The organism is Pseudomonas sp., from assembly GCF_035554175.1.
In the GTDB taxonomy this organism is placed as follows: Bacteria; Pseudomonadota; Gammaproteobacteria; order Pseudomonadales; family Pseudomonadaceae; genus Aquipseudomonas.
Map to the genome: position 1 here is coordinate 269,617 of NZ_DATMIV010000050.1, position 12,990 is coordinate 282,606.

General features: G+C 60.2%; 9 protein-coding genes and 2 pseudogenes. 10 read left to right on the top strand and 1 reads right to left on the bottom strand.

Going from position 1 to position 12,990, the window contains the following annotated elements; all coding sequences use genetic code 11:
- Position 1: 1 nt before the first annotated feature.
- Genes VNV36_RS22650 through VNV36_RS22660 form a run of 3 tightly spaced genes read left to right on the top strand, consistent with a single transcriptional unit; the run spans position 2 to position 4,663 of the window.
- Complete coding sequence (locus VNV36_RS22650) at positions 2–2,404, top strand: aldehyde dehydrogenase family protein (protein ID WP_325720746.1); 2,403 nt, start codon at positions 2–4, stop codon at positions 2,402–2,404.
- Positions 2,405–2,448: 44 nt separating this feature from the next.
- The gene (locus VNV36_RS22655; protein WP_325720748.1) at positions 2,449–3,759 is read left to right on the top strand and encodes a phenylacetate--CoA ligase family protein; all 1,311 of its coding nucleotides are present in this window, start codon (positions 2,449–2,451) and stop codon (positions 3,757–3,759) included.
- The gene (locus VNV36_RS22660; protein ID WP_325720750.1) at positions 3,728–4,663 is read left to right on the top strand and encodes a GNAT family N-acetyltransferase; all 936 of its coding nucleotides are present in this window, start codon (positions 3,728–3,730) and stop codon (positions 4,661–4,663) included. The genes VNV36_RS22655 and VNV36_RS22660 overlap by 32 nt, the downstream gene beginning before the upstream one ends.
- 45 nt (positions 4,664–4,708) lie before the next feature.
- Here VNV36_RS22660 and VNV36_RS22665 read toward each other — a convergent pair whose 3' ends face one another.
- Positions 4,709–5,236 (bottom strand): hypothetical protein, encoded by a 528-nt coding sequence (locus VNV36_RS22665; RefSeq protein WP_325720752.1) that lies wholly within the window; start codon positions 5,234–5,236, stop codon positions 4,709–4,711.
- A gap of 367 nt (positions 5,237–5,603) precedes the next feature.
- On the opposite strand from VNV36_RS22665, the pseudogene VNV36_RS25860 reads away from it, so the two are divergent.
- The 7 genes and pseudogenes from VNV36_RS25860 to glgA all read left to right on the top strand — a co-directional run.
- Positions 5,604–6,734, top strand: a pseudogene (locus tag VNV36_RS25860) (HAMP domain-containing protein); the annotation flags it as partial.
- Between the two features lie 333 nt (positions 6,735–7,067).
- Positions 7,068–7,595, top strand: a pseudogene (locus tag VNV36_RS25865) (methyl-accepting chemotaxis protein); the annotation flags it as partial.
- A gap of 237 nt (positions 7,596–7,832) precedes the next feature.
- The gene (locus tag VNV36_RS22675; protein WP_325720756.1) at positions 7,833–8,279 is read left to right on the top strand and encodes a DUF411 domain-containing protein; all 447 of its coding nucleotides are present in this window, start codon (positions 7,833–7,835) and stop codon (positions 8,277–8,279) included.
- A complete protein-coding gene (locus VNV36_RS22680) occupies positions 8,279–8,713 on the top strand; it encodes a YqaA family protein (protein WP_325720758.1) in 435 nt (144 codons plus the stop codon). Before VNV36_RS22675 ends, VNV36_RS22680 begins: the two co-directional genes overlap by 1 nt.
- 86 nt (positions 8,714–8,799) lie before the next feature.
- Positions 8,800–9,846 (top strand): alpha/beta fold hydrolase, encoded by a 1,047-nt coding sequence (locus tag VNV36_RS22685; RefSeq protein WP_325720760.1) that lies wholly within the window; start codon positions 8,800–8,802, stop codon positions 9,844–9,846.
- Between the two features lie 12 nt (positions 9,847–9,858).
- Positions 9,859–10,812 (top strand): D-2-hydroxyacid dehydrogenase family protein, encoded by a 954-nt coding sequence (locus VNV36_RS22690; RefSeq protein WP_325720762.1) that lies wholly within the window; start codon positions 9,859–9,861, stop codon positions 10,810–10,812.
- Positions 10,813–11,401: 589 nt separating this feature from the next.
- On the top strand, positions 11,402–12,988 hold the full coding sequence (gene glgA / locus VNV36_RS22695; RefSeq protein ID WP_325720764.1) for a glycogen synthase GlgA: 1,587 nt from the start codon (positions 11,402–11,404) through the stop codon (positions 12,986–12,988).
- Positions 12,989–12,990: the final 2 nt, after the last annotated feature.

Sequence of the window (12,990 nt, forward strand, 5' to 3'; positions counted from 1 at the left end):
TATGTACTTGATCAACGGACAACTGCACGAAACCTGTGGCCTCGATGAAGCACTGCAACGTCTGCAAACGCAACTGCCGCAACACCTGGCGACGACGCTTGACAGCGGCACGGTTATCAGCGCAGTTGCACGCTTTGCCGAGCATCTGCTTGATGCGCAAACGGATCTACCCCTCGACACTGAACAACGACAGGCGCTGATCGATTTCTGCCAGCCCGACGCCCTGGTTTACAAACGCCAGCGCGAACTGGGCAGCGACGCTGATTCGCTCCGCCGTTTCGATTATCGCCACGCGCGATTCGAAGCCTGGCGCCCGCTCGGGCTGGTGGTGCACATCACCCCCGCCAATGCGCCGCTGCTGGCCTTCTGTGCGGTGGTCGAAAGTCTGCTCGCCGGCAACATTAACTGGCTGCGCCCCAGCCGCAGCGATCAAGGGCTGACCGCACGACTGCTGTGCGCGTTGGTAGCGTGCGATGAAAGCGGCCAAATGGCCGGTTACGTGGCGGTCATACCAGCGGGTACCGAGCAGATCGGGCAATTGTGCAAACAGGCCAATGGTGTCGCAGCCTGGGGTGGCGACGCGGCCCTGCAAGCGATTCGGCAACAGCTCGCACCGGGTTGTCGCTGGATCGATTGGGGGCATCGCATCAGTTTTGTCTATCTCACGCCCGAAGCCGCCACACCCGAGGCGCTCGATGGGGTCGCCGATGAAGTCTGCCGACTGGATCAACAAGCTTGTTCGAGCCCGCAATGGCTGCTGGTGGACAGCGATGATCCGCAGGTCTTGCGCACCGTGGGTGAGCATTTGGCGCAAGCCCTGGCGCGCCGTGCCGCGCATTGGCCAGCCTTGATGCCGACGTTGCAGGAAGCGGCCCAGATCACCACGCACATGCAGATGGCCCGCCTCGGCCAGAGTTTTGCCGCCCACACCGGGCAGGTCTGGGACGGCGCAGGCTGGCGAGTGATCTGGACGCATGACCGGCAACTCGCGCCCTCGCCGCTGTTTCGCAGCGTTATGCTGCATCCCGTGCCGCAGTCGCTGCTGACCGCCACCCTGTTGCCGTGGCGCAACGTATTGCAAAGTTGTGCGCTGGTTTGCGCGCAACCGCGGATCGTCGAGCTGACCGACACGCTGATCAGAGCCGGTGTTACCCGTATCGCGCCTGTCAGCCGCATTCACGACGGTTACGACGGTGAGCCCCATGACGGTGTCTACGCGCTGCAACGCCTGAGCCGTCGGGTTTCGGTGAGTCTTGGGCCCACGCAATTGGCGCATCAGGCCAGCCTGGATTTAGCGCCAACAGCGGTGAAGCCGTGCGGCCCGATCAGCGACAAAGAGGCTTTCGTCGCCCACCCCATCAACGACCGGGCGCAATTGTATTTCCGCTCCGGAGGCAGCAGCGGCACGCCTGCTCTGGCCGGTTACAGCTATCGCGACTTTGAGCGCCAGATGCGTGCGACGGCTGACGGGCTGTTCGCCGCCGGCCTTGATCCGGCGCGGGATCGGGTCATGAACCTGTTCTTCTGCGGCGGGCTGTACGGCGGCTTTCTCAGTTTCACCAAGGCGCTCGAACTGCTGGGAGTGACGCATCTGCCCATGGCCGCACCGGCCGATGACGATTACCGCGAAATCGCCCAACTGATCGTCGGTCAGCGGGTCAACGTTCTGGTGGGCATGCCCGGCACTCTGCATCGCCTGTTCCTCAACGAACAAGAGCGCTTGCGCGCTTATGGTGGCGTTGAAAAGGTTTTCCTCGGTGGCGAGCACCTGAGCGAGCAGAACCGTGATCTGTTGCGCAGTTGTGGCGTGTCGACTATCCGCTCGGCGATTTACGGCAGTGTCGATGCCGGCCCGCTTGGCCACGCTTGCCAGGCCTCGGCGAATGGGGTTTTCCATTTGATGAGCGATATCCAGCAGCTGGAAATTGTCGCGTTCGATGAGGACGTGGCGGTTGTCGACGATCAAATCGGTCGGCTACTGGTGACCTCGATCGCCCGCGACGGTGGTCAGCAGGTGCAACGTTATGAGATTGGCGACACCGGACGCTGGCTGCCGGGCCCCTGCACTTGTGGGCTGATTTCACCGCGCTTCGAACTGTTGCAACGCCACGGCAAGTTGCTGCGCATCGGCACCGACTTCATTTCATTGAGCGAATTGGCGGCGCGGCTGCAAGTACCGTTTCAATTGCGCCTGGATCACACCGAACAAGGCGTAGAGCGCATGCAGCTGCACAGCGAACTTGCAGTCGGCGCAGTTGAAGTACGGCTCGCGGATTATTCGACCCTGATGACCGTTATCGATACCGGATTGCTGGTCCTGCAGATCGAGCAATGTTCGCCCGCGCTCTTCATTCAAAACAAACACAGCGGCAAGACGCCGCTGGTCATCGACTCACGCCGCTGACGTTCGAGCGTGAGCTGGATCATTCGTATCAAGAAGAATACATCGTGAAAAAAACCGAGCCGATTAACCAGTTGATGAGCTTCGCTCGTCAGCATTCGCCGTACTACAAGCACCATCTCGCCGATGTTCCCGAGGCGATAGACCAACTGCACCAACTGCCGTTGCTTGATCCTGCCAGCTTTTGGACTGGCAGCGAGAACCTTGACCACTGGCCGGTACTGACTGGCCCACTGGAGTCTGCCTTGGTCTTCAAGACCGGCGGATCAACCGGGGGCGGGAGGCACTCTGTGTATAGCCGAGCGGAATGGCAGCGCACCGTCGAGGACTTCGGTCGCAGCATGAGCGAGCAATTGCGTCCGGGCGATCGGGTCGCCAATCTGTTCTTCGCGGGCGATCTCTATGCCAGTTTCCTGTTCATTCACGACTCACTGGCCCATGTCGAACCGGCCGTCACCGAGTTTCCGTTTACCGGTGATGTCGATTCGCCTCGCCTGGCCGATGCCCTCACCCTGGATCACATCAATGTGCTGGCTGGCGTGCCGGCGCAATTATTGACCTTCGCCAGTTGGCTGAAGCAACGCAACCGTACATTGGCCGCTGTCGATACGGTGTTGTACGGCGGCGAAAGCCTGTTCGCCTCTCAACGTCAACTCCTCGAAGACGTGCTGCCCAACGCGCGCATTGCCTCCATCGGCTACGCCAGCGTCGACGGTGGATTCATCGGTGCCAGTCACCGTGACTGCGGCGAAGGAGAGCATCGCACGCCTGACGGTCACGTTCTGTTGGAGATTATCGACGAGCACAGCGGAGAAACGATTGACGCCTGCGATCAATCCGGGCTGTTGGTACTGACCAATCTCCAGCGCCGCGTGATGCCGTTGATCCGCTATCCCGTCGGTGACCTGGCCTGCTGGCGAGAGCCGGTGGGAACGGCGCAGCGCAAATTCGCCTTGAAGGGGCGCTGCGGTAGCAGCCAGCGTGTGCGGGTCGGGATTCTGTCGCTGATGCCGGACGAGATCGGCGCCAACGTACGACGCATCACTGGCAGCGACGATTGGCAATTATTGATCGAGCAGATCAATTGCACGGATGTATTGACGATGAAATGCGTGGTAGACGGACAACCGGCTCACGCCCGGCAGAAACTGGAAGCCCGGTTGATCGAGCTGTACCCGCAAATACTGCAACTGCAGGCTGCTCAGTTGCTGGAACTACGCATCCAGTACTGCGGATTCGAGGATCTTGCGCGTCACCCTCGCGCAGGCAAACGTCTGCGGGTGGTTGATCTGCGCCGCTATGACCAACTGGACAGGGAGGTGCCTGATGGAATCGTTGATTCTGCGCAACTACCGTGACAGCGACGCCATTGCAGTCAGCGCACTCTTTCGCGAGGTTTATGGCGATCATTACGTGCAAACCGACGTCTATCTGCCCTGCGTGATCAGTCAGAACCACGTCGACAAACGCTGGCATTCACTGGTTGCGGTCGAGGGTGAGCGGATTCGTGGCCACGCTACCCTGTACCGGCAAACAGATAAATCGCACGATGCCGAACTGGCCCTGAGCGCCGTGCATCCGGATACCCGCGGGCAAAACATTGCCACGCGCCTGGGCGAGCAACTGCTGACTCACGCGCAGGCGTTGGGCTGTCGCAGCGTTTCGATCAAACAGGTCACCCAGCACCCTTACACCCAGCGCATGGCGATCAACCTGGGTTTCCACAACACCGGACTGCTGCCGGACTATGTCCGCTCACCGTTCGGCTGCAAAAAACCGGAGTCGATCGTGTTGGGCGTTCGCGCCATCGATGGCTATCAACGGCCATTGCCCGAGCAACCGTGGCCAGCCAGTTGCCGTCCTTTGATGGAGCGTCTGACAAAAGTGTTTGGCAGCGGGGCCAACGAATCTCACTGGCGCGGCGCGGCGGTTCAGGTTGAACAACATGGTCATCGTCATGACGTGATGCTGGAAAAACTCGACCCGGAACTGCTCAACCAGTTGAGAACGCTGCCCCGGCACTGGCTGATTTCGATTCGTCTGCAGCTGTCTTGCCACTTTGCCGCGGATCTACACAGCCTTAACGCCATTGGTTTTGCCTTCACTGGCCTTGCGCCTGCGCAAAACAACCGAGGTGGCTGGCTGGCGCTCTTTCATCGCGGCTACAGCGCGCGCAAGTTGACTTTGCATTGCACGCATATGCAGAGTTTGCATGATCAAGTTCAACGGCAGGTTGCGAGTCGGGATTTTTCGCCGGTGTGATCGACCACTGCCGCCAGCCATGAGCCCGCTCAACGGCGAGCGGGTTCAAGCCTTGGCCTTGATGCCCTTGTCCGATGGCACGGCGGCGTTGCCTTCGCCGTAGGTCTTGAGATTCTGCAAGACGTAGATGGCTTTCTTGAACTCGGGGATCAGGCTCTTGCCGTAGGTGTTGCCATTCAGGCTGTTGGTCTGAAGGGCATCGAGCTGCGTGGCAAAGTATTCCAGTGCGTTGAATTTGGCTTCCGGGTCTTTCTTCACGCCGAAGCGGTCGAATTTATCGCCGGCATTGAGCAGGGTAAACGAGGTGATTTCGGAAATCAGTCCGCGCCCGCGCAAGAACTCGCTGAGGTTGCCCAATTGCTTTACGGAGACGTTGGCCGGGTCGAAGCCCTTGATTTGCTTGCGCAACCCCTGTTTATCCATTTCAGCGACATTCAACGCGTTCGGATCATTGCCGACCAGCGTCAGCATTTGCTGCACCTTCACGCTTTGCGATACCTGTTTCTTCGCGCCGGTATCACGGACGAGGACGCCAGCCTTGCTTTCCCAGGCGCCGGTATAGCCGATAGTCATGCGAAGATTCCTTGTGCGGTGGGCATGAATTGTCCTTGTTCAGCAATTTGAATGGGTGCAAGTATCGGCCTCGTCCCCTGCTCGCTCCAACCCCTTTATGCGGTTTTTTACAAATCTCGTACATTCGCGACACAAAGGCGAAGGTCCGCAAACGTTGCGCCAGAGCTGTCATGACAATGTGATGAAAGACGTTCGCGAGAGTGAACCCGCACAAATGTAACGGTGCCGATACCAACCGGTCATCGTCATGCATGGGTTTCGGCACCGGCGTACCTAAAGCTTCCGCCCGGAACGACGATACGCTGTGATACCCGCCCTGTTTTATTCCTGCCCTCCAACAAGAAAACGCCGCTCAAGGATCAGTTCCATGCCCGCACTGCGCACTATTCAGGCTCGCTACACGCTGTTTCTGGTTCTGTTCATCCTGCTGTTGTCCGTGTTGACCGTGGTCGGCATCAGCCAATTGGTGGCGCCAACCCTGCGTGACACCGAAGAAAAGGTCGTGCTCAATCGGATCGCCGAGGTCGCCGTGCAGATTCAGGGCGAACTGAACAAGGTGCAGGCCCAGCAGCGCAGCATTACTCAGACCATCCCGTTGCTCGACAGCGCTGCCATCGACGCGGTGCTGCCAGGGCTGGTGGATCAGTACGGCGAACTGAAAGTCTTCGGCGGCGGCATCTGGCCATTGCCGGGTCAGCGTGAAGCCGGACGCAACAAATTCAGCACCTTCTGGCACCGTGACACGTCAGGCCAGCTCAAGGTCAATACCTTCTGGAACAGCGATGCCGCACCGAACTACTACGACCAGAGCTGGCACAAGGGCGGCATGGCCACCCCGCGCGGCCAATGTGCCTGGGCCGCTGCCTACAAGGACGACGCCAGCGCCGAACCGCGCACCAACTGCGCCATGGCGATCTACAAGAACGGCAGTGCCTGGGGTGTCTCGACCATCGACGTGACCCTGGGGTTCTTCAATGATCTGGTAGCGCGCAAGGAAAAAGACCTGCACGCCGAAATGCTCATCATCGAGGCTGACGGCAAGATCATCAGCAACAGCTCGCGCATCAGCGGCCCCATCGTGCTGAAGAACATCAGTGAACTGGCGGCCAGCTCGACCTTCGTCAATCAGATCAAGGCCGGCCTGCAGAACCGCGATCAGGCGCAGCGTGTCGAGTTCGATAACAACGGCGAACCCAGCACCTTCTTCATGCGCCCGATCGAAGGTACGCCGTGGTTCCTTGCCACCGCACTGCCGACCAGAATGCTCACCGCCCAGCGTGACGATGTGCTCAGCAGCCTGAGCCTGATCCAGGTTCCGCTGGTGATCCTGCTGGTGCTGTTGCAGGTCTATGCCATTCGCAAACTGGTACAGCGCATGAAGGCGCTGAAGGCCAACATCGACTCGCTGTCCAGCGGCGACGCCGACCTGACGCGACGCATCACCATCCGTGCCGAAGACGAACTGGGCGCCATCGGCCACTCGGTCAACACCTTCATTGCCTATCTGCAGAACATGATCGGTGAAGTTACCCAGGCCACGGGGGCCATGGCGTCCAGTCTGGATAACCTGCAACGCACCTCGGCACACACCAGCCAGATTCTGCTGCGTCACGCGTCGGAAACCGACCAAACCGTGACCGCCATTACCGAAATGAGCTCGACCGCCGAAAGCGTCGCGCAGAACGCCGCTGAAACTGCTGCATTCACCCAGCGCGCCAACGAAAACGCCGATCGCTCGCGGGTAGTGGTTGGTGAAGCAACCAACAGCGTGGTGGCGCTGATCGACGAAGTGGCCAGCGCTACACACAAAGTTGAAAACATGCAGCAGGACGCTCAACGCATCACCGAAATTCTCGGGGTGATCGGCGCGATTGCCGGGCAGACCAACCTGCTCGCCCTCAACGCGGCAATCGAGGCGGCGCGCGCCGGTGAACAGGGCCGCGGCTTTGCAGTGGTGGCGGATGAAGTCCGCGCCCTCGCCGCCCGCACTCAGGCCAGCACTTCGGAAATCAACGAGATGTTGACTCGCCTGACCCAAGGCGTGAGTTCGTCGGTCAGTGCCATGGAAAACACCCAGGCCAGTTGCCAGTCCGCCGCCGACGCCACCGCGCGGGTCAACTCGGGTCTGGATGAAATGGCCGGCTCGGTCAGCCACATCAACAGCCTCAGCACGCAGATTGCCACCGCCGCCGAGCAGCAAAGCGCAGTGACCGAGGAGATCAACCGCAGCATGGTGCAGATTCGCCAGATGGTCGATGAGCTGGTACAGAGCGGCCAGGCCAGCGAACTCAACACCCGCCAGTTGCTCGAAGCCAACAGCCGCGTGAGTGCGATCATGGGGCGGTTCAAGGTCAGCTGAGTCATGCGCGCTCATGGGGATGTCGGGCATCGCCCGCCCCCCTGTGGGAGCGAGCCTGCTCGCGAAAGCGATTCTTCAGACACCGGATTTGCGCCTGATCTAGCGCATTCGCGAGCAGGCTCGCTCCCACAATGGTTCGCCGCTCTTGTAGCAACTGGAAACACTCAGTTGATGCCGGGGCGGAAAAACCGGTCAAAATGCGTTCTTTCTGACCCGTCGAGTCGAGAGCCCATTCCCATGCGAACCCAACTGCGTCTGCTCGCCTTGAGCACTCTGTTCATCTCCTCCCTGGCGCAAGCCGCCCAACTGATTCCGATCGAAGTACACCGCGATGCCAATTGCGGATGCTGCAAAAAATGGATCAGCCATCTCGAAGCCAACGGCTTCAAAGTCGAAGATCACGTCGAAAGCGACATGCGCAGTTTCAAACAGAAACATGGCGTGCCACCGCGTCTGGCGTCATGCCACACAGCGATCATCAACGGCAAATTCGTCGAAGGCCATGTGCCGGCCGATCAGGTACTCGTGTTGAGCAAGCGCGACGATCTGCTGGGCGTCGCGGCACCGGGCATGCCAATGGGCTCGCCGGGCATGGAAATGGACGGCATGAGCGACGCGTATCAAGTGATCGGCTTGAAGAAGGACGGCGCTGACGTCGTTGTGGCGGATTATCCGGCCCATTGATGGGAACCGCTTACGTCGGGCTGTTCTTTGCAGCCTTCGGCGCGGCGACCCTGTTGCCCCTGCAGTCCGAGGCGGTGCTGGTCGGCCTGATCCTCAGCGAGCGCAATTGGCTATGGGGTCTGCTCGCGGTGGCGACGCTGGGCAACGTGCTCGGTTCGCTGGTCAACTGGTGGCTGGGCCGTGGCATCGAGCGGTTTCAGCAGCGGCGCTGGTTCCCGGTCAGCTCCCGGCACATGGCCAAGGCGCGCAAGCACTACGAACGTTACGGACACTGGTCCTTGTTGCTGAGCTGGCTGCCGGTGATCGGCGACCCTCTGACCTTGGTTGCTGGCGTGATGCGCGAACCGCTGGGGCGTTTCCTGTTGATTGTCACGTTGGCCAAAGGCGCGCGTTATGGCGTACTGGCGATGCTCACCCTCGGCTGGCTTGGTTGAACGAACCGCCCGTGGGATTGCCTTTGTTTAACGTCGGCGTAATCCCCGCCTTACAGAGTCGGCCAATTTTCAAGGAGTTTGTGCTTATGTCCGTCACGCTTTCCCGCTGGCTGCCCGGCCTCGTCCTCAGCGCTGCCCTGCCCATGCTGGCGCAGGCAGCCACTGCAACCGCACCCGCCGAAGGGCCTGCCTATGGCCCGCAACTACAAGGCTTCCAGTATCCCTACACGCTTAAACACTTTGCCTTTGAATCCCAAGGCCAGAAGCTGCAAATGGGCTACATGGACGTTGCGGCGAATGGCAAGGCCAACGGCCGCACCGTGGTGCTGATGCACGGCAAGAACTTTTGCGCGGCAACCTGGGACACTTCGATCAAGGCCTTGAGTGACGCCGGTTACCGCGTGATCGCCCCGGATCAGGTCGGTTTCTGCACCTCCAGCAAACCTGAACACTATCAGTACAGCTTCCAGCAATTGGCCACCAACACCCAGCAATTGCTCAAAGCGCTGGGCATTCAGAAAGCCACCCTGCTCGGTCACTCCACCGGTGGCATGCTCGCCACCCGTTATGCGCTTCAGTTTCCCGAGCAGGTCGATCAACTGGCAATGGTCAACCCGATCGGTCTGGAGGACTGGAAAGCCCTCGGCGTACCGTACCGCACTGTCGATCAGTGGTATCAGCGTGAGCTGAAGGTTACGGCCCAGGGCATTCGCGACTATGAACGCAGCACCTATTACGACGGCCGCTGGAAGCCGGAATTCGATCGCTGGGTCGACATGCTCGCCGGCCTGAGCAAAGGCCCGGGCAAGACCCAGGTCGCGTGGAACTCGGCGCTGATCTACGACATGATCTTTACCCAGCCGGTGTACTACGAGTTCAAGGATCTGCAGATGCCGACCCTGCTGTTGATCGGCACGTCCGATACCACGGCGATCGGCAAGGACCTGGCGCCACCGGAGGTGAAAGCGAAAATCGGCCACTACGAGGTGCTGGGTAAACAGGTCGCCAAACTGATTCCGCAGTCGACGCTGGTGGAGTTCCCGGGCCTGGGCCACGCGCCGCAAATGGAAGAGCCGGAAAAATTTCATCAGGCGCTGCTCGGCTGGCTGGATAAAACCCCTTCCGCTCCTTGACGAGGTACGGCAATGACGGTGCAGATTGCAGTGATCGATGACTGGCAGGACGTGGCGCGGGACGTGGTCGACTGGTCCGCGCTCGATGGCATCGGTGAAGTAACGTTCGAGCATGACTATCCGGCGGACAACACCGTGCTGGCCGAGCGCCTGGGCAAGTATCAGGTGATTTGCGTGATGCGCGAGCGCACGCGTTTCGACGCCGATCTGCTGCGGCGGTTGCCCAATCTTAAGTTGCTGGTCACTGGTGGCATGCGCAATGCGGCCCTGGACATGCCGGCCGCAGCGGCGTTGGGCATTCAGGTGTGCGGCACCGACAGCTACAAGCACGCCGCGCCGGAGCTGACCTGGGCGCTGATCATGGCCGCTACGCGTGATCTGGTGAAAGAAGCCAACGCCCTGCGCGCTGGTCAGTGGCAACAAGGGCTTGGCGGCGATCTATACGGCAAGACCCTCGCTATTCTCGGCCTGGGCAGCATCGGCCAGCGGGTCGCGCAGTTCGGTCAGGTGTTCGGCATGCGCGTGATTGCCTGGAGCGAAAACCTTACCGTCGAACGCGCTGAACAGGTCGGCGTGACCTACGTCAGCAAGCAGCAATTGTTCGAACAGGCCGACGTGCTGTCGGTGCATCTGGTGCTCAGCGAGCGCAGTCGCGGGCTGGTCGATGCGCAAGCGTTGGCCTGGATGAAACCCAGCGCGCTGGTGGTCAACACCGCTCGCGGGCCTATCGTCGATGAAGCGGCGCTGATCAAAGCATTGCAGAAGCGGCGCATCGCCGGTGCGGCACTGGATGTGTTCGAGCGGGAGCCTTTGCCGGTGCTGCACCCGTTTCGCACGCTGGACAACGTCCTGGCCACGCCGCACGTGGGGTATGTCAGCCGGCAGAACTATGAGCAGTTTTTCCGGCAGATGATCGAGGACATTCAGGGTTGGGCGGCCGGAGAGCCGCTGCGGCTGTTGAATTGAGTCTTTCGCTTTAAAGTTGTGTTGCTTCAATCGGCCTCTTCGCGAGCAGGCTCGCTCCCACAGGGGTGTACGCGTTCTCATGTGGGAGCGAGCCTGCTCGCGAAGGGGCGATCACCGGCCCCCCTAAGATGCGCCCGCACCAAACTGGTGCACCCTTCCTGTCCCCTAGCACAAAATTATGACCTATCAGTCACCGTTTTAGCCCACTCCAGACGAAAAACATGCCCTTCGTCGGAGCATACCCCCGCACAAACCCTCGCTCACATCCCGACACAACCGATTGTCGAACAATTTACCCCTTCGCCCCGACCCGCTCTAGGATCTGGCCTAGACTGATTTTCTGGTGGCAAAACCACTCGGTCATACCGCAGAAAAAAAGTCGAAACTTTTGCTTCACGCCACAGGTCATCAGAACAACTGGGCGAAAGCGACTGGTGTAATCCTTGCAACGGCCTCACCACCCATTCTGCTTGCGCGTGTTGGGTCAGCGTTTGCTCACCGATGCGTGGCGCGTCAGCGCCCGGCCACAGGACTTGGCCATGAAATCGCTTGTTCGAGACAAGAATCAGATCACACACGGGAGATACATATGATCAGTGCGGCATTGGATATTCAGGGAGAGCGTGCTCACCAATCGCTTGGAGAATCGAGCACCATCAGTGTTCCCGGCAGCCGACAGATCAACGTACCCGGCACCAAGACGCTTGCTCCGGTAGCAAGCCAGAATCCCAACAAGAAAAAAGTGTTGTTCGTGACCTCGGAAATTGCCGATCTGGTCAAGACCGGTGGCCTGGGCGACGTTTCCGCTGCCCTGCCCCGGGCCATGGCCCATCTGCATGATGTGCGCGTGTTGATCCCCGGTTACCCGCAAGTGATGCACAGCGAAAACCCGATACACATCATCGGTGAGCTGGGCGGTCATGCGGCGCTGCCTCCATGCAAGATCGGGCGCATGGACATGCCCGATGGCCTGGTGATCTACGTGTTGATCTGCCCTGAACTGTACGAGCGTGAAGGTGGGCCATACGGCGCCAACAACGGTCGCGACTGGCCGGACAACCATATCCGCTTCGCCCGCCTCGGCCTTGCCGCCGCCGATATTGCCGCCAACCTCGCGCAAATTCACTGGCGCCCGGATCTGGTGCACGCCCACGACTGGCCGGCCGGCCTCGCCCCCGCTTACATGCACTGGCGCGGGCAGCGCACGCCGACCCTGTTCACCATTCACAACCTTGCCTACCAGGGCGTGACCAGCCTCGGTTCCTGCCCGGAGCTTGGGATTCCCGCCCACGCTCTGCAGCAGGAAGGCATGGAGTTCTACGGCAAGATGTCGTTCCTCAAGGCCGGCATGGCCTATTCGAGCCATATCACTACCGTCAGCGCCACCTATGCGCAGGAAATCACCACCCCGGATTTCGGCTGCGGCCTCGACGGCTTCCTCGCCGCCAAGACCCAGCAAGGTTTGCTCAGCGGTATTCCTAACGGTATCGACGAAAGCTGGGACTCGGCGACTGATCCACACCTGTTTGCCCCGTTCGCCATCGGCGACTGGGAAGGCAAAGCAGTCAATGCCGCCCATGTTCGTGAGCTGTTCGGCCTGAATGAGTCGACCGGCCCGTTGTTCGCCGTGGTTTCGCGACTGGTGTATCAGAAAGGCCTGGACCTCACCGAGGCGGTTTCCGAATTCATCGTGCAGAACGGCGGGCAGATCGCAATCATCGGTCGCGGCGAGCCGGAAGAAGAGCAAGCCATGCGCGAACTGGCCCTGCGTTTCCCCGGGCAGATTGGCGTACGTATCGGCTTCAACGAAACCGATGCCCGACGCATGTTCGCCGGCAGCGATTTCCTGCTGATGCCATCGCGTTATGAGCCATGCGGCCTGAGCCAGATGTACGCCCAGCGCTTCGGCTCGCTGCCGGTTGCTCGCAACACGGGCGGCTTGGCCGACACCATTGAAAACGGCGTCACCGGTTTCCTCTTCGATGAATCCACCGTTGACAGCTACAAAGAAGCCCTGAGCCGCGCGTTCAAGGTCTTCGCCTTTCCGGAACTGCTCAACGCCATGCGTTGCCGAGCCATGGCCGCACCGTTCAACTGGAGCAAAGCCGTTGAACCTTACGCTGACCTCTACGAAAAACTGGTGGCCAAAGCACTCGGTAAAGCCAGCCATAAATAACC

Excerpts from the sequence above, each read along its gene's own strand:
- glgA (WP_325720764.1), top strand. The coding sequence starts at position 11,402 with ATGATCAGTGCGGCATTGGATATTCAGGGAGAGCGTGCTCACCAATCG.
- VNV36_RS22665 (WP_325720752.1), bottom strand. The coding sequence starts at position 5,236 with ATGACTATCGGCTATACCGGCGCCTGGGAAAGCAAGGCTGGCGTCCTC.
- VNV36_RS22690 (WP_325720762.1), top strand. The coding sequence starts at position 9,859 with ATGACGGTGCAGATTGCAGTGATCGATGACTGGCAGGACGTGGCGCGG.
- VNV36_RS22660 (WP_325720750.1), top strand. The coding sequence starts at position 3,728 with ATGGAATCGTTGATTCTGCGCAACTACCGTGACAGCGACGCCATTGCA.
- VNV36_RS22675 (WP_325720756.1), top strand. The coding sequence starts at position 7,833 with ATGCGAACCCAACTGCGTCTGCTCGCCTTGAGCACTCTGTTCATCTCC.
- VNV36_RS22685 (WP_325720760.1), top strand. The coding sequence starts at position 8,800 with ATGTCCGTCACGCTTTCCCGCTGGCTGCCCGGCCTCGTCCTCAGCGCT.
- VNV36_RS22680 (WP_325720758.1), top strand. The coding sequence starts at position 8,279 with ATGGGAACCGCTTACGTCGGGCTGTTCTTTGCAGCCTTCGGCGCGGCG.
- VNV36_RS22650 (WP_325720746.1), top strand. The coding sequence starts at position 2 with ATGTACTTGATCAACGGACAACTGCACGAAACCTGTGGCCTCGATGAA.